Source organism: Dendrosporobacter sp. 1207_IL3150, assembly GCF_036763085.1.
In the GTDB taxonomy this organism is placed as follows: domain Bacteria; phylum Bacillota; class Negativicutes; order DSM-1736; family Dendrosporobacteraceae; genus JBAIYU01.
In genome coordinates this window covers 47671-64385 of record NZ_JBAIYU010000030.1, presented here as the reverse complement: position 1 = coordinate 64385, position 16715 = coordinate 47671, and the positions used below count along the sequence as shown (strand labels likewise).

The following is a 16715-nucleotide window of genomic DNA, read 5'->3' as shown; positions in this document are numbered from 1 at the left end:
CTGCGATAAAACCCGGCCATTACTAAATGGCCGGGTTTCTTGTCATACCGTTCTCGTGATTGCAATGACAATAAGCTTCTGGGATATAGCTCCCTTTTTTATTAAGTGGTATAATTATCCTATTTATACCATCTGAAATAATACTCGCTCGTACTATAAAAATAATTATGAAAGGAGAACAACATATGGAAAAGTCAAAGCTTATCGAAATGGTAAAGAGCAATCCTAATGCGATCGCATATATAGATAATCCTACAGACGAGATTAAGTTAGTGGCTGTTGAAAAAAATGGGATGGCGTTAAAATATATAAAAAACCCGACTAGAGAGATGCAACAATTGGCTATAGCTAATAACGCTCGCTCGATTGAATTTATAAATAATCCTACAGAAGATATGATGTTAAAAGCTATAAATGCTGGATGGAATAACCTAGAGTATATTAAAAACCCAACTACTAAGCTAATTAAATTAGCTATAAATCAAGCCGGATGGGCTATCAAATATGTTAATAATCCAAGTGAGGAATTACAGTTATTAGCAGTAAGAAAAAATTACGATTCAATAAAGTTTATAAAAGAACCTTTTGAGCGTGTCCAAGAAGAGGCAGTTAAAATAAGTTATGATGCATTAAGATATATTAATTCACCTACACATAACGCAGAGCTTATTGCTATCAAGAATGATGAGAGAGCTATTCGGCTGATAAATAATTTAGATAAAGATAAAATTCTTGAATTTTTGAAAATAAATATTTTAGTGATTAAATACGTTCCAAAAGAAATATCAATATCTAAATATGAATTAGAACAAGTTTTAAAAGAAGCATTATCAGCTGAAGATGTTGAAGAAAAGTATGTTCGAAATTTTTTTAATTGTAGTACTATAGATAAAAATAGTGACATGATATCAATGGACAAGATACTGTTTATTTATAAATACGGAAGTAAGAAGGCAAAAAAAATAGCTGTAGATGAAAAGCTTAAGATGATATAGGTGGGAGATATAATGAATTTTATTGATACATTAAAAAGTGTAGAGTTAGTACTAGCTACTGGAGAAGTACCTTTAATAGTTGGGGAAACTGGAATCGGAAAAACAGCTTTAGCCAAGGAAATTGCCCATGAAAATAGTTGGAGTTTAATTGTTATTGATGGGAATCTCCTTAAAGAAGGCGAAATAGGCGGTCTGCCAACTATAGAATGCTATACAAGAGTTAATCACAATGGGGATAAAGTTGAAAAGAAAGCTACCGTATATGCCGTTCATAATAAACTAAGGGAAATTGATGAAGAAATAGCTCAAGGGAAAACAGTTCTTTTATTTATAGATGAGATAAATCGTTGTGAACATACTGTACAACAGGAGCTTATGAATTTGATATTAAATAGAGAGATTAATGGCTACAAATTACATGAAAGTGTAAAGATCATAGCTGCTATGAATCCTTCAAGTAAATATGGTTCAGATTTTGATTACCAAGTTGTAGATATGGATGTTGCTCAAGAAAACCGCTTTGTGTGGTTACACATGGCACCTGATTATATTCAGTGGTTAGATTGGGCATTAACTGCGGGAGTTGAGCAAAAGGTTATCGAGTTTATTTCCACATTCCCCGAATATCTGCATAAAATAAACGAAAACGATATAAATGCAACTCCAAGAAGCTATGAAAGAATCTCTAGCATTTATAAAATTTATAAACAAAAAAAAGACTCCGTTCCTAGATCAGTATTTTTAAATGTCATTAGAGGAAATGTAGGAAAACTCATTGCCGAAGAGTTTGTTAACTTTGTAGAATCTGACTATAGCCCGCTAATCTCTTATGAAGATGTGTTTTCGGGAAATTTTCTGCATGAATCGATCGGCGAAAAGATAAAGAATGAAAGTCACACAAGACTTTATCTAGCAGCAAAGAACATCTTAAAACACTTAGACGTGACTATTAAATCTAGCGATCCTGACACCAGTAATATTATTAATAGACTGATGGATTTTTTGAAACTGTATCCTGTCGATCTAATGATCGGAATCATGAAGGACATAAAAAACAGCTACAACGAAGTATACAAATATGCCATAGAAAATGATAGCTTTGTCCAAGCCTATTTTGAATCTTATCGTTCAATCAGGTGATGCTGATGGAAACTTACTTTGAAACCTGTGTAGAAAGACTTTACGGAAAAACCTATGAAATAATTCATGATTTTTTAAAAGTAAAACGCAACGACGACAGTGCTCAAATACAGGTCCCTGATGATTTTAAAAAGGAATTTTTTAGCCTAATAGACAAAGTTAACCTTAGTCTTATGGAAGACAAAGACAATTTCTATGGGTATTTTTTGTTTCAAATGTCAAGAGAAATACGCTTCGATATTAGCAGTCCTACTGCTGTAAACTTTAAGGGAGCGAAATATGTTGTATATTTTAATCCCGCCGCTTTTCTGACTCTTAATATGAAGCAAATGGAAAGTACGATTAAGCATGAAATACTTCATATCGTCTCTATGCATTTAATCAGAGCAAAAGAATTAAAGCATAGCTATAGCCCCTTAGCAACTAATCTCGCAATGGATATCGTAGTAAACACCCACTTAGACCACCTGCCGCCATATGCTGCTACCCTCGACTGGGTAAATTTGCATTATTCTCTGAAACTCTTGCCATTTGAGCCTTTTGAATATTACGCCGAAAAGATTCAAACTGCTCTAGACTTATTAGAAGTTGCAGAAGAAAAAGAAGATGACAGCACTGATGAAAAAATAGAAACTGCTTATAATCCTGAAAAAACCCACGATATTTGGGAAGATTCCAGTGAGCTGGATGAACAAACGCTTAAAGAATTTACCGATAAAATTATCCACGCTTCGCAAAAAGGCACTATTCCAGATTACTTAGAAAGCTTGCTATCATCACTTAAAGATAGCAACGGAGAATTACCTTGGAATTTGTATCTTAAGAGGTTAATGGGCTCTGTTGAAAGCACTCAAAAGAAAACGATAACCCGAAGAAATCGAAGACAGCCGGATCGATTAGATTTAAGAGGTCAACTTAGGAGTCATAAAGCAAAAATTATTGTTGCCCTTGACATAAGTGGAAGCATTAGTGATGAAGAATTTATTCAAGCCATTAAAGAAGTGCTCAATATAGTGAAAAACTACAACCACGAAATTACGATTGTAGAATGCAATAGTGAAATCAGACGCGAGTATAAAGTAAAATCTGCAAAGGATATAAAAGCTAGACTCGATATAAGAGGCAGCACTAGGTTCACCCCTGTCTTCGAATATGCGAATAAGAAGAAGATTAATTTATTAGTATATTTTACCGATGGCAAAGGTGAAGATAAGCTTCTCACAATACCTAAGGGGTATAAAACGTTATGGGTTATTTCTGGGAGAGGAGATAAACTTTCAGTAAAAGAAGCCTATGGTGCAGTCAAAAAGCTTAATAATATTGAGATAACAGATAATATATTAGATGTTAGTGATGTTGAAAAAGGTGGTTATTCCATGCAAAACCAGGAGAAACTCAATATTTAATTCTCATATGATTTTTACATACAGTGAAAGCCACCTTCAAAATTTGGAATAGCAATTTGAAGGTGGCTTTATAGTTACTATTCAATGACGATCTAAACCCTTTAAGGGTAAAATTTTCAATTGTATATTTGGCTGATCCTCATGTATAATTTAAGAGAAATTTAGCTTATTTTAAGATTAGCATAATTGTTATATTAATTATTCTTTAATGTCCTATAAGCCATCATTTTGTTTGTAAAAGTCTGAACAAAATGATGGCTTATTTTAAAATTATTAACATTTTATCGTATCGTCCCTTGATACTTTAAACAAATTTAAATTGCTTGTTTTTTGAACCTTAGGTTCGTTGTTAATATTCAAACTATTGTGAATATCAGGAGGGGCATAAATGAATAACACTCTGCGTGTTGGTATCGATATCGGATCAACTACAATAAAAATGGTTGTTCTTAATGAAGAAAATAGCATTGTATTTCAACACTACGCTAGGCATTATTCCAATATAACAAATGCTTTTAAAGAAGTTGTATTAGCAGCCCAGCCGTTTCTACAGCAACAAGTGCTATCGATTATGCTTACAGGCTCCTCGGGAATGGGAGTTTCTCAAGCACTTGCCCTTCCATTTACACAAGAAGTAATTGCCGCAACTATTGCGATTAGACAAGTTATTCCTGCTACTAATACAGCCATTGAGCTTGGCGGCGAGGATGCTAAAATTACCTACTTCGATGGTACTGTCGAGCAGCGTATGAACGGTGTTTGTGCGGGTGGCACTGGCGCATTTATTGACCATATGGCTGCATTATTGCATACGGATCCCTTGGGTCTAAATGAACTAGCTAAAAGCTATACTACGATTCACCCAATTGCTTCTCGTTGCGGTGTTTTTGCCAAAACAGATGTTCAGGCACTAATGAACGAAGGGGTTTCCAAGGAAGATATTGCCGCCTCTGTTTTGCAAGCTGTTGTTAACCAAACCATCAGCAGTCTTGCTCAAGGCCGAGCCATCAGAGGCAAAGTAGCTTTTCTCGGCGGCCCGTTATACTTTTTGCCTGAACTGCTGCGGCGTTTCACCGTAACTTTGGGTCTTACCGACGACAATATACTAGCGCCAGAATGTTCTCCATATTTTGTTGCTATGGGTGCAGCATTGGCTCCACGGGAATTAACTCTTCCTTATGAGCTTTTGCAGGAAAAAGTTCTCAAGGCATTTGAGTTGCGCGCAGAAAACACTCAATCACTTGCCCCTCTATTCAAGGACGAAAAAGAGTATCAGCAATTTATCAATAGACATAAACGATATGCTGTTAAACGGTCAAACCTTGAGGAATATGCTGGCAATGCTTATTTAGGCATAGATGCCGGATCGACTACAACTAAGTTAACACTTATCGGTGAGGATACATCGCTTTTGTATTCTTATTATGCCAGTAATCAAGGCAATCCTTTAGAAACGGTCGTTGCAGCGCTTAAAGATCTATTCCAACGTCTGAATGATAGAACTAAGATCGTTCATTCAGCTGTTACCGGGTATGGTGAGCAATTCATCAAAACTGCCCTGCAGGTTGATATTGGCGAAGTTGAGACAGTAGCCCATCTTAAGGCTGCTAAACACTTCTCACCTAATGTTACCTTTGTCTTAGACATCGGCGGACAAGATATGAAAAGTTTTTTTATAAAAAATGGCATAATCAATTCTATTACACTTAACGAGGCTTGTTCAGCAGGTTGCGGTTCATTCATTGAAAATTTCGCTCAAGCTGTGAATATGAGCATTAAAGACTTTTCTCAGCTTGGTTTGAAATCCCAAAAGCCAGCCGATCTAGGCAGCCGTTGTACTGTTTTTATGAACTCAAAAGTAAAACAAGTACAAAAAGAAGGTGCTGAGCTTAGTGACATCTCAGCCGGAATCTCGGTTTCTATCGTAAAAAATGCTCTGTTTAAGGTAATTCGTGTGAAAAATACCAATGAGTTAGGCGACCAAGTTGTTGTCCAAGGCGGTACCTTTTATAATGATGCTGTCTTGCGGGTTCTTGAACAAATTATTGGTCGAGAAGTTGTGCGTCCTGATATTGCCGGCCTTATGGGTGCTTTCGGTGCCGCTCTTATCGCAAAAGAAAGCTACACGACAACGGGCATAACAACAACCCTGTTATCACTGACTGATCTGGATAATTTTTCTAGCCACACAACAAGCGCTCGTTGTCAATTGTGCGGTAATAAGTGCTTAATTACCACACAACACTTTTCTAATAGCCAGCAGCATCATTTTGGTAATCGCTGCGAACAGGGTATTGGCAAAACAACGCATATCAGTAAGCTTCCCAATCTTTATGCTTATAAATACAAGCGCTTGTTTCAATATCATCCGTTGCCGGATGCACTCGCCCACAGGGGCGTGATTGGTATTCCGAGAGTACTAAACATGTACGAGGATTACCCTTTCTGGTTCACCTTTTTCACCAAACTCAACTATCAAGTCGTTTTGTCAGGACGTTCTTCTCGCCAGCTTTATGAACAAGGCATGGAAACTATACCTTCTGAGTCAATTTGCTATCCTGCTAAACTTGTGCATGGCCACATCAGAGATTTAATAAAAAAGGGAGTAAAGAAAATTTTCTACCCCTGTATTCCTAATACCCTGCAAGAAGATGTTATGGCTGATAACTGTTATAACTGCCCAATTGTCACCTCTTACCCACAAAATATCAAAGCTAATATGGACATGCTGCGTGATAAAGAAATATTATTCCTTCACCCCTTCTTGCCGTTAAATAATCGCGATCGCTTGATTAAGCGTCTTACCCAGGAACTAGGGTCAGAAAACATTTCCCGAAGAGAGGTTATATCAGCTGTCGATGAAGCTTATGCCGAACTAGAGCGTTACAAAGCTGACGTACAAGCTGAAAGCCAAGAGGCACTTAACTATATTGCTGACCACAACATAAAAGGTGTAGTCCTTGCTGGCAGGCCATATCATATTGATCCTGAGATTAATCACGGGCTGCCTGAACTAATTCAATCCTATGGATTAGCAGTATTATCAGAAGATGGAGTACGCCATTTAAGCAAAACAAGCAGTCCACTGCGGGTTGTTAATCAGTGGACTTATCACTCCAGACTGTATGCGGCGGCCGAATTCGTTACTCATCATCCTAATGTGGAATTAATTCAAATCAATTCCTTCGGCTGTGGCCTTGATGCTGTCACCATTGATCAGGTAAAGGAAATTATCGAAAACCATAACAGAACGTATACCGTCATTAAACTTGATGAAATCAGCAGCTTAGGCTCGGTTAAAATCAGGATACGTTCACTGCTGGCAGCCATTAATAACAGAGATAACAATATATCTATTATGAAACAGCTTGCGGAAATTGCAGCCACACGTCCGCCTATTGTTGCTGCTGAAATTAACAAGCAACATACAATATTGGCGCCGCAGCTCTCTCCTATCCACTTTCAATTCTTAGAATCGGCCTTTCAGACGGCGGGATACAAGGTAGTAGTCGCCCCCATACCTGACAAAGCGGCAATCGATGAGGGACTGAAATATGTTCACAATGATGCCTGCTACCCTACAATTATTGTCGTTGGGCAATTAGTGACCGCTTTAAAATCCGGACAGTATGATTTGAATACTACGTCAGTACTATTAGCCCAAACCGGCGGAGGCTGTCGGGCAACCAACTATCCTGCGATAGCCCGTAAAGCGTTTGAGGATGCCGGTATCCCCCAGGTACCAGTATTCGTTCTGGGTGGTAAGGATCAATCCGAATTTCCCTTAACGCTGCGATTGTTTAAAAACTTACTCATAGGTACTATTTACGGGGATCTGCTTATGCGAGTACTCCATCGGATACGTCCGTATGAGAAACAACCTGGCTCAGCCCAAAAACTCTATGAGTATTGGGCAGCCAAGTGCAAGCAAGATATGTTGATGCAAAGCAAGCATGATTTCAAGAATAATATCTTTGGTATTGTCCGCGATTTTGATAATTTGGAAATTGACGAACAAATAATCAAACCACGTGTCGGCATCGTCGGCGAAATCTTGGTAAAGTACCACCCAACAGCTAACAATAATATTGTAGATATGCTAGAAAGAGAGGGTGCCGAAGTCGTTGTGCCCGACATGTTAGAGTTTTTCTTATACTGCGCTTATGACAGCAAAGTGCATTATGATTTACTATCCGGCACCTGGATGAATAAGTTTAAAGGTGATCTCTTTATTAAAGCTGTTGAGTTTTATCGTCGCCACCTTCGCACCGCACTAAAAAACAGCAAGCGCTTTGCCCCTCCTCATAACATCGAACACCTTGCTAACATGGCAGCTAAACATTTATCGCTAGGTAATCATACAGGGGAAGGCTGGCTTTTGACTGGTGAGATGCTTGAATTGATTCATTGCGGCGTAGAAAATATTGCGTGTTTACAGCCATTTGCCTGCTTGCCCAATCATATTACGGGTAAGGGAATGCTGAAAGAGCTGCGAAACAGCTACCCTCATGTCAATATCATTCCTATCGACTATGATCCTGGCGCTAGTGAAGTAAACCAACTCAATCGCATAAAATTAATGTTGGCTATAGCCAAAGAGAAAATTGCTCAGAGTACGGACTGTAAGGTACCTGTATAAACAAACCCATTCAAAATAATTGTGCGAAACTAAGTCTCTGTCTCACATTTTCTAGACAGCGCCTTCAAGACAGACTACTTTTAATCAAATACCAATAGCTTGTAACCCCTAGAGCCTAAAGCTTCTAGGGGTTTTACAATAAAGCATATTAAAATGTTTTGGCCAAAATCTAAACAGCTGCGCGGAGGCAATTATGAGTGACTAGAAGAAGTATTCGTGCTTATAATGCCCTACCTTTACATTGTCTCTAATCTGAAAGACGGTGGAAATTCTATGCCAGTATTGTATTCACCCATCTAAGGCGTTGCTTGTAACACCACAAGATTAATATACGGATAAAAATCAAGTCACCGAGCCATCTCTGACGCATTCTTATTATTGGCATGTCGGTTTTTTTCTCCCCACTGGGACATTTGGTTGAGGATCGGAAGTAACGTTTTTCCTTTTGGGGTTACCCAGTATTCAACTTTTGGGGGGATTTGATGATATTCTTCTCGATGAATCAACTGTTCTGCTTCTAGTTCTTTCAACTGCTGACTTAACATCTTGTGAGTAATGTCAGGAAGAACTTTTTTGAGTTCTCCATACCGTAGAACCCCGCTTTCGGACAGTTTATAAAGAATCAGCCATTTCCATTTCCCTCCCACAATTGACAGTGTATATGTAATTGCACAGTTACATTCATCATTCGACCATTTAGCCATCATTACTCTCCTTTTGTATAGTATCTACCATTAAAGTGCATACTTCACAATTTAATAAAATGATATATAATTTTATCAAAACAATCAAGTAAAAGGATGGTGTCGACATGAATATATTAGCTATTAATGGAAGTCCAAGGAAAAATTGGAACACTGCAACCCTACTTAATAAAGCACTGGAGGGAGCAGCTTCTCAGGGAGCGACAACCGAACTCATTCATCTTTATGATCTCAATTATAAAGGGTGTGTAAGCTGTTTTGCCTGTAAGCTTAAAAATGGCACGAGCTATGGATCATGCGCATATCAAGATGATCTGACGCCCATTTTTAAAAAGCTGGAGCAGGCCGATGCCATAATCCTCGGTTCACCGATCTACCTTGGTAATTCCACCGGGGAGATGAGATCATTCCTCGAACGATTGGTGTTTCAATATCTCGTATATGATGAAAACTATTCGTCGCTGTTTAAGAAAAAGATACCCATTGGTTTTGTATATACAATGAATGTAGATGAGAATCGGATGAAAGAGTTTGGTTACGAGCAGGCGCTTGGCAGAACGGAAATGGCCCTAGCAAGAACCTTTGGATCATGTGAGTCACTATACGTTTTAGACACCTATCAATTTAGCGACTATTCCAAGTACGTAGCAACTGCATTTAATGAAACTCACAAAGCACAGCGACGAAAAGATGTTTTCCCCGACGATTGTAAGAAAGCCTTTGATATGGGAGTACGCTTTGCACAGATGTATAAACAGGGGTTGTAAAATACCATGTTAAATCAAAAAGGCAGCCTCAAGGCTGCTTTTTCCCTTCACAAACGAAACACCTAAAATCCTACTAAATCACTAACCGGCTGACATGGGGAATCACGGAATCACGGGGACGGTTCTATCGCTTCAGTCATAAGAAATCAGCATAACCGTACAGTGCTTCCCGCTAAAGAAAAGTTAACCGACTTGGAAATTGCCGATAATCTAATCCTCTTGCCTTCGCCTGATAACGCAGCGCGATGCATCGAGATATCAGCCAACCTTTAAAGTATTAAAAACCCTTCCAACCCCTGTCTTCCCAATGGAAGTCCTCTGTGCTGGATACGCTTGTGCTGCCGCATTTAGGGCAGCACTCCCTATATCCCCCATCACCTATCGGCTTTAATATAGCTCCCTCTGTATTAAATACCGTTCCGCACTTTGTACATTTCACAGCTGCCATATGGCGGCCTCCTTTGCTATTCTAGCTTCAATACTCATACAACCCATAATTCTTCTTTGCTCATTCTGTAAATTCCTGTGCATCCTGCAATGATTCACACCCGAAATTACTACCGAGTCCCACACTGCGTTATAGTCACAATCATTTTAACAGCATAGTATGTATAAAACGCTAGTGAGGGGGCAACGCAATGAATAGACTTGCCCCAGCTAAATTGACTACTAAGCTACGAAATGTCACACGCACCGAACCTATCATTCCGAGGAGATATACACTAACTCACTCTGATGAAACAGCGAAACTGTTTCTCTCGATCGGACAGGAGTACGCTTATGATGAGATTACAGCGATGCGCGACGAAGTATTAGCCGAGTGGTGCTGGACCATGAATGGGTACAAGCTCTGCGGGTTTGTTCAGATTGACCTCAGTCCAACGAACAAATTACAGTCTGTAACACGTTTTTCCATATTCAAGCGAGAGTTACCCCTCGTTTTAGAAGCAATTCGGTTTGGTGATCGCCGCCTTTTTGAGCAGTACCCTTTCCTTGATTACTCTGATATTTATATACACTATTCTTCGGTATATTCTGAGCTGTCCGGTTGTGAGTACTGGGGAATTCCTCGCAACTATATATAAGGGTGAATGTAAGCGCTTGTAGCTACGTGGGGCGCTTTCTCGTATCATTTAGTTAAAGCAGCAACTCCCATACAAATTCCTACTACCGCTAGTTTGTGGTATTATATAAGTAGCACTTTTTAATCGAGTTCTATATTTTGACGGATTTGTTCATGAATACAATAATTGCAACTAGGAAGGGATTAGTATGAAGATCGGCTTTTTTGACTCTGGTATTGGCGGCTTAACGGTTCTTGGTCATGCTTTAAAAATGCTACCGTTTGCTGATTACATTTACTATGCTGATATTAAGCATGTACCTTATGGTGAAAAGAAAATAAACGAAGTAAGACAATACGTCCAAACCGCTATGGATTATATGGCTGAGATCAACGTAGATGCAGTGGTGATCGCGTGTAATACGGCAACAAGTGTTGCGGACGCGAAATTGCGAAGAAAATATAGCTTCCCTATTATTGGCATGGAACCTGCTGTAAAACCAGCATTTGCATATTGTCAAGAAAGAGGAAAAAAAATATTGGTACTGGCAACTAGTCTTACTTTGCGAGAGGAAAAATTCAGGCAGTTAGTTAATAAGCTTGATGCGACAACAATGGTTGATACGCTGGCGTTAGGCGGCTTAGTAAAATTCGCCGAAAAGTTTGAGTTTGACACTTTAGACGTAAGTCAGTATTTGAAAAACGAATTTGCATCATTAGAGCTGTCTGATTATGGTGCGGTTGTTTTAGGCTGTACTCATTTCCCGCTATTCAGTAAGGTTTTGAAGCAATCGTTTACGGAGGAAACTGTCTTTTTCGACGGAAGCGTTGGAGCCATCAATCATTTAGCGGATATATTAGAGCAAAAAGGTATAGCTCCTAGTCTGGATGATAAAATTAAATTTGTCATTACAAATGGCAAACTCCCACCTAGTGATGTAGATTATAAAAAAATATTACACGCCTATGTACACAGCATATAAAACACTGAAATCATGACGCAGGAGTGCGTTGAAATTAACTCATCGATAGTTCTACCGTCTCCGCCCTTGGCTGCTTATGTTAATTTTCCAGATTTATAATGTAACAAAACACCTTCCACAGGTCTGGAAGGTGTTTTTCCGTTTAACAGTGACACAGTTCTCCGTTTGGTGCAAACGCCGCAAGAAAGTACAATGATGTCTCCCCTTATTGCCCTCAACATTTTGAAACTATATTCTATAATCGCATATACCACCATTGTCTGGTAATTCTCAATCCATTAACGGAGCGAGAATTACTCCACTTCTACGGCTGTTCCGTATGCTATGATTTCGGCAGCGTTAGCCATGACCGAAGATGATCCTAAGCGCATTCCGATAATCGCATTTGCTCCTTTTGAATTTGCATCTTTAACCATTCTGTCTATTGCCGCTTGGCGAGCCTGCTCCAGCATCTCGTTGTACTCCTCAATTTCTCCGCCCACGATTGTTTTTAGCGCAGCAGTGATATCCTTACCGATATGCTTCGATTGGATAGAGCTTCCGCGAACAAACCCCTTCAGTGCCTTTACTTCTTTCCCTGGCACAAATTCAGTAGTTACGATAATCATACTTGTTTCACCTGTCCTTATGATTTGTGTTTTTATGGTAGTATTCCAATAAAACAAAGAGGCTACTACAACTCCTCGCTTAACGTCTTTAATAGATCTCCTCTTTTTCCAAATCCACAAAAGCTTGTTGCATGTTAAAACTTATTTAAGTTAACACTCGTTAACTTAAATCTACTATAAATTATCTTTTTTCGTCAGACAATATCTAGTGCTAGTATCACCACCCTCATTTACTTCGATTGCACTAGGCGGTAATGCTAGAATTCCTATAGCAGCGGCTAAATGCTTTAACGTATGTCCGCTGATAACATGGTTGGTTAGGTCAAATATTTGAACATCGCTAAACTCGAAGCCTTTGGCTAAAATATAGCTAGCCAGCAACAGCCAATAGGCTCTATTTTGCTCTGTTGATTTGGGGCATAACAAAATCAACAGAGGGATTATAATCATCGGAATATATTGAACAAGAATATAAGGACGGAGATCTCCTAAACCATGTTGTTCTGAAATCCACCAATAGATGACACTCAGTACTCCACTCATAACTAGCGGCATAAAAAGCAGTCGCCCGATTCTAGCATTCAAACGTTCCGTACAAACACAAGCTGTAAGAGCGCCAAAACATAATGCCATGGGAAGCCTATCCCAAACTAAGGTATCATTCGAGGGCAACAAATGATAATACGCTGACCCTAAACCCACAAAAATAGTCGCAATGAAAAAAAATCTCCACATTAAGGTAATTTCCTTGTTCGGCAGATGCCTGATCTTGATAAGTCCTATGAATCCCACAATAATGAATCCGATGTTAGAGAGAACATTTGCCGCATTTGCAATCCCCCAGCGCGTCTCATCACCCGCAAAAGAGTGATATGCTACATCCTGTGGAATAGGAGGTAAACTTACGACTATCCCTATAGCAAATAGTACAAGTAATCCGATAAGCCCTACTTTCATATGGCTCAAAATTATCATCCCCCTCTGGTTAACAATCGTTAACCAGAGTGTAATATATTTCCACTAATATGTCAATCCCCCTTTTTCAACATCATCTTTTCTACAAGGGCGGCCTTATTCATATAGTACTGTGAAACTTGCTCTCTCTATTAACCTCACTAGTGCAAAAAGCCTGCTCCCTTCTTTTAAAAGAGAGCAGGCCATTTTCGTTACCAGTGGTACGGTTCTCCATATCATATACAGCTATAAACTTAGGCTGATTGCCATGCCTTTTATGGTGATTTTCCTAGCCAATTTTCGCTTTTTCTAACGCTGCAATATCAAACTTTTTCATTTTTAGAAAGGCTTCGGTTACATTTTGTACTTCTTCTCTGGAGCCGTAGAACAATATTTCATCCATAAATTCCGGAACAATCTGCCATGAAACGCCGAATTTGTCCTTCACCCATCCGCATTGCTCGGCTTCCGGAACGGCAGAAAGAGCATTCCAATAGTAATCAATTTCTCTTTGGTCACGACACTTTACCATGATAGAGAACGCTTCATTAAAGCTATAGTCAACATCATAACCGTTATCCATTGCTGATAACTGCATGCCTTCAATCCGAAATGAGGCGAAATTCACCTTTGCCTTAGTGTTTATTGCCTCCCCCTCTTGGTACCTGCTAATCATCGCACCTTCGGCATCATTAAATATTTTCGTGTAGTATGTGACCGCTTCTTCCGCTTTTCCACAAACACGGTCGGAGAAAAGAAGGTTCGGTGTAATCTTTTGTGGAGATTTTAGCTGCTCCTCCACCAACATAAGCTGCCAGGACAGTCCATATCGGTCCTGCACCCATCCATACCATTTGCTGAACGGGTAAGCATCCAGCGGCATGAGGGCCAAACCACCTTCTAGGAGCGCCTGCCACTTTATATTCACTTCCTCAACCGAATCGCAAGCTACCATTAAGGAGCAAGAAGGATTGAACTGGAAAAATGGTCCTGCACTAATTGCTTCAAATTGTTGCCCAGCTAATTCAAAACTAACGATTTCAACGTCTCCTGAAGGTGTGTTCTGTATCAAGCCAACATTGAGCAATTTTGACCGGTCAAATAAGCTAGTGTAAAACATTGCGGCCTCTTTTGCCTCTTTGTCATACCATAAATGAGGAACAAGCTTTGGCATTATCCATACCTCCATCCCACTTTTACAACTCAGAGCTTGACCTTTGCTCTTGTCTACATAGATTATTTCCCAAACAAGTCCGTTTAAATCCTTATATTCCAGCCCACACATCTAACCTAAGTCCATCGGCTCATTTGCAGTTTTTTCTCCGGCTTATAACGCCTCTTGTCACCAAGACACGATAGGACGATTCCACCAAGTCAAGTTAAGTTAAGGACTTCATAAGCTACGTTATTAAGCAGTTTAAATTTCACAAATAATCTTATTGGGAATTTTTAATTTGATCAAAAACCTCGTTTATATCAGGTAGTTCAGAAACTGGATACACTTTCACCCAGAGTACTTTGCCGTTTTCATCAATAAGCATATTGGCCCTCTCTGAAAAACCTTCTATATCACGAAAGATGCCGTAGTTAATAGCAGTTTGCCCATGCGGCCAAAAGTCAGCTAGCAATTTTACTTCAGCAATGCCTAATTCTTTTGCCCAGGCATTTTTGCTGGGATAGGAATCTACGCTGAGTCCAAGCGGAACCACATTATATTGAGTAAACTTCTCCAGATTATCCTCCAATGATTTCATTTGCTCGGCACAAACCTTTGTCCATGCTAGCGGATGCCATGATAAAAGTACTTTTTTCCCCTTGTAGTCTGATAGGCGGATTTCCTGTCCACGATTGTCTTTTAAAACAAAATCAGGCGCCATATCACCAACAGTAATTTGTTTCATGTATTTGCCCCCCACTGTTTTGAAAATAGATTGATATAAAAATTATAAATTATTGTCAAAAAATCCTTCTTGGATAGAAGAACAGTCAAAAATTACAGCAGATAGACAGGACCATATTCGGTCTAACTTTTGACTGAAACATCGTACCTGTCCCCCTGTTTTATTTTTACTTGCAGGTGTGGAAAAGAAGGGTACTCAAGCTGGTAAACCACTTGATGAATAAATTATCGTCCCATTAGTTGGCCTATTTCGCAAGATATTTTCTCGACTCGTTTATTTTTTTCTTCATACATGAGCTTATCACTATGCTGAATAAGCTCATGTATATTATTATATGTATTGTTAAATATAGCTAATCCATAGCTGAACTTAATATGATAAGGATTGTTGCTGACTTCATTGTATGTATTGATGTTATTTCTTAAGTTTTCTATATACTTTTCTACAATTTCTCTTCGGTTCTCATTTATTAAGACTATAAATTCATCGCCGCCCAAGCGGATAGAAAGTCCTTTTCCTTCGAATACTTCTTCCAAGTGTCTGGCGAATACTCTCAACACTTTATCGCCTTCATGATGCCCAAAAACATCATTGATACTTTTAAAGTCGTCAAGATCAATATTTACCACAGCTAAAACAATGTTACTTTGCCTACTGGAAATTGCAAGGTATTCATCATAAGCTATGCGATTTCCTAATCCTGTTAATGAATCAATCTTTGTTTGACTATGTACAATAAAAACATAGTTAATTACAACAGCAATAGCTACACTATTCCATATCGTCAAATATACAAAGTAGTACAATTGAAAGATAGACAGTACGGATGGAATCACGGTAAGCAAACTAAGTATGAACAATTCTTCTCTATTGATTTTTTCTCGAGCATTATATAAAACTTGTAAGTTTACAATATAATAAAAGTAACTTGTCATTGGTGAAACAATAAACATTGGTCCCCGTACATAGATATTCTCACTAGTTATACTAAATATCCAGTTAAAATTATAGCTCCCTAATGATATAATGCTATTTATAGCAAACGGCACACTCAACCAGAGAAGCTTGTTTACATTTATTTTGTCGTATTTGTCAGTTCGTCTATGAACATATAGTACCGCACAGATTGGCACTAATGGTGTCAGCGTGAATCCCAACGTATCAACCAACTTATGTAGAATAATAAGATTTGTGTAATTACTAGAATTTAATAATACACTCAAAATTTCTAATATTAATATTAATATCGTTAAGAATATTAAAGCTAAAAACAACCTATTGACTTGCTCTTTTCTATCTAGCTTAAAATAAGCATGTACAGCTATGCTTGACAATAATATAACCATACAAATGTTCATCTGAATCGCAAGCATCGTATTGATCGGTATCACTCCTTCAACAACTAAAGCTGGATTTATCCCCGCAAAGCAATATAGTTGCACTTAGTTTTAATCGCAATAGCATATAGTATCTGAGTAGAGCTTACATTTTTGTCATATTTTGTACATTATACCAATATTAATATTTTAAGTAAACATGCACATTTGGTTCATTT

Annotated in this window: 14 protein-coding genes; 7 read left to right on the top strand and 7 right to left on the bottom strand. The window is 38.6% G+C overall.

Features of this window, described 5'->3' with window-relative positions; translation table 11 throughout:
* Nucleotides 1-185 precede the first annotated feature (185 nt).
* From V6C17_RS13525 to V6C17_RS13510, 4 genes are all read left to right on the top strand, one after another.
* Nucleotides 186-995, top strand: a complete 810-nt coding sequence (locus tag V6C17_RS13525; protein WP_333523097.1) for a hypothetical protein — start codon at nt 186-188, stop codon at nt 993-995.
* A gap of 12 nt (nt 996-1007) precedes the next feature.
* A complete protein-coding gene (locus V6C17_RS13520) occupies nt 1008-2135 on the top strand; it encodes an ATP-binding protein (protein WP_333523096.1) in 1128 nt (375 codons plus the stop codon).
* A 5-nt stretch (nt 2136-2140) separates the two neighbouring features.
* Nucleotides 2141-3541 (top strand): vWA domain-containing protein, encoded by a 1401-nt coding sequence (locus tag V6C17_RS13515; RefSeq protein ID WP_333523095.1) that lies wholly within the window; start codon nt 2141-2143, stop codon nt 3539-3541.
* A 388-nt stretch (nt 3542-3929) separates the two neighbouring features.
* Nucleotides 3930-8180: an acyl-CoA dehydratase activase-related protein gene (locus V6C17_RS13510; protein WP_333523094.1), complete on the top strand. Its 4251-nt coding sequence runs from the start codon at nt 3930-3932 to the stop codon at nt 8178-8180.
* A 347-nt stretch (nt 8181-8527) separates the two neighbouring features.
* Here V6C17_RS13510 and V6C17_RS13505 read toward each other — a convergent pair whose 3' ends face one another.
* Nucleotides 8528-8884, bottom strand: a complete 357-nt coding sequence (locus tag V6C17_RS13505) for a winged helix-turn-helix transcriptional regulator (protein WP_333523093.1) — start codon at nt 8882-8884, stop codon at nt 8528-8530.
* Between the two features lie 107 nt (nt 8885-8991).
* Between V6C17_RS13505 and V6C17_RS13500 the strand changes: the two genes are divergently transcribed.
* Nucleotides 8992-9651 carry a flavodoxin family protein gene (locus V6C17_RS13500; protein WP_333523092.1) on the top strand — a complete coding sequence of 220 codons (660 nt, stop codon included), beginning with the start codon at nt 8992-8994 and terminating at the stop codon, nt 9649-9651.
* Nucleotides 9652-9928: 277 nt separating this feature from the next.
* Here the strand turns inward: V6C17_RS13500 and V6C17_RS13495 are convergent, their stop codons facing one another.
* The gene (locus V6C17_RS13495) at nt 9929-10099 is read right to left on the bottom strand and encodes a hypothetical protein (RefSeq protein WP_333523091.1); all 171 of its coding nucleotides are present in this window, start codon (nt 10097-10099) and stop codon (nt 9929-9931) included.
* Nucleotides 10100-10289: 190 nt separating this feature from the next.
* Between V6C17_RS13495 and V6C17_RS13490 the strand changes: the two genes are divergently transcribed.
* Nucleotides 10290-10736: a staygreen family protein gene (locus V6C17_RS13490; RefSeq protein ID WP_333523090.1), complete on the top strand. Its 447-nt coding sequence runs from the start codon at nt 10290-10292 to the stop codon at nt 10734-10736.
* A gap of 187 nt (nt 10737-10923) precedes the next feature.
* The gene (murI, locus tag V6C17_RS13485; protein WP_333523089.1) at nt 10924-11697 is read left to right on the top strand and encodes a glutamate racemase; all 774 of its coding nucleotides are present in this window, start codon (nt 10924-10926) and stop codon (nt 11695-11697) included.
* 293 nt (nt 11698-11990) lie between these two features.
* Here the strand turns inward: murI and V6C17_RS13480 are convergent, their stop codons facing one another.
* From V6C17_RS13480 to V6C17_RS13460, 5 genes are all read right to left on the bottom strand, one after another.
* On the bottom strand, nt 11991-12305 hold the full coding sequence (locus V6C17_RS13480; RefSeq protein WP_333523088.1) for a YbjQ family protein: 315 nt from the start codon (nt 12303-12305) through the stop codon (nt 11991-11993).
* Nucleotides 12306-12479: 174 nt separating this feature from the next.
* On the bottom strand, nt 12480-13262 hold the full coding sequence (locus tag V6C17_RS13475) for a ceramidase domain-containing protein (protein ID WP_333523206.1): 783 nt from the start codon (nt 13260-13262) through the stop codon (nt 12480-12482).
* 286 nt (nt 13263-13548) lie between these two features.
* The gene (locus V6C17_RS13470; RefSeq protein ID WP_333523087.1) at nt 13549-14433 is read right to left on the bottom strand and encodes a VOC family protein; all 885 of its coding nucleotides are present in this window, start codon (nt 14431-14433) and stop codon (nt 13549-13551) included.
* Nucleotides 14434-14695: 262 nt separating this feature from the next.
* Nucleotides 14696-15160, bottom strand: coding sequence for a peroxiredoxin (locus tag V6C17_RS13465; RefSeq protein ID WP_333523086.1), 465 nt, complete (start codon nt 15158-15160; stop codon nt 14696-14698).
* A 224-nt stretch (nt 15161-15384) separates the two neighbouring features.
* The gene (locus tag V6C17_RS13460) at nt 15385-16602 is read right to left on the bottom strand and encodes a GGDEF domain-containing protein (protein WP_333523085.1); all 1218 of its coding nucleotides are present in this window, start codon (nt 16600-16602) and stop codon (nt 15385-15387) included.
* Between the last annotated feature and the right edge of the window lie 113 nt (nt 16603-16715).

Bases quoted from the DNA above. Each gene is read 5' to 3' on its own strand.
- V6C17_RS13465 (WP_333523086.1), bottom strand. From the start codon at position 15,160: ATGAAACAAATTACTGTTGGTGATATGGCGCCTGATTTTGTTTTAAAA.
- V6C17_RS13470 (WP_333523087.1), bottom strand. From the start codon at position 14,433: ATGCCAAAGCTTGTTCCTCATTTATGGTATGACAAAGAGGCAAAAGAG.
- V6C17_RS13500 (WP_333523092.1), top strand. From the start codon at position 8,992: ATGAATATATTAGCTATTAATGGAAGTCCAAGGAAAAATTGGAACACT.
- V6C17_RS13515 (WP_333523095.1), top strand. From the start codon at position 2,141: ATGGAAACTTACTTTGAAACCTGTGTAGAAAGACTTTACGGAAAAACC.
- V6C17_RS13510 (WP_333523094.1), top strand. From the start codon at position 3,930: ATGAATAACACTCTGCGTGTTGGTATCGATATCGGATCAACTACAATA.
- V6C17_RS13490 (WP_333523090.1), top strand. From the start codon at position 10,290: ATGAATAGACTTGCCCCAGCTAAATTGACTACTAAGCTACGAAATGTC.
- V6C17_RS13480 (WP_333523088.1), bottom strand. From the start codon at position 12,305: ATGATTATCGTAACTACTGAATTTGTGCCAGGGAAAGAAGTAAAGGCA.
- V6C17_RS13475 (WP_333523206.1), bottom strand. From the start codon at position 13,262: ATGAAAGTAGGGCTTATCGGATTACTTGTACTATTTGCTATAGGGATA.
- V6C17_RS13505 (WP_333523093.1), bottom strand. From the start codon at position 8,884: ATGGCTAAATGGTCGAATGATGAATGTAACTGTGCAATTACATATACA.
- V6C17_RS13520 (WP_333523096.1), top strand. From the start codon at position 1,008: ATGAATTTTATTGATACATTAAAAAGTGTAGAGTTAGTACTAGCTACT.
- V6C17_RS13525 (WP_333523097.1), top strand. From the start codon at position 186: ATGGAAAAGTCAAAGCTTATCGAAATGGTAAAGAGCAATCCTAATGCG.
- murI (WP_333523089.1), top strand. From the start codon at position 10,924: ATGAAGATCGGCTTTTTTGACTCTGGTATTGGCGGCTTAACGGTTCTT.
- V6C17_RS13495 (WP_333523091.1), bottom strand. From the start codon at position 10,099: ATGGCAGCTGTGAAATGTACAAAGTGCGGAACGGTATTTAATACAGAG.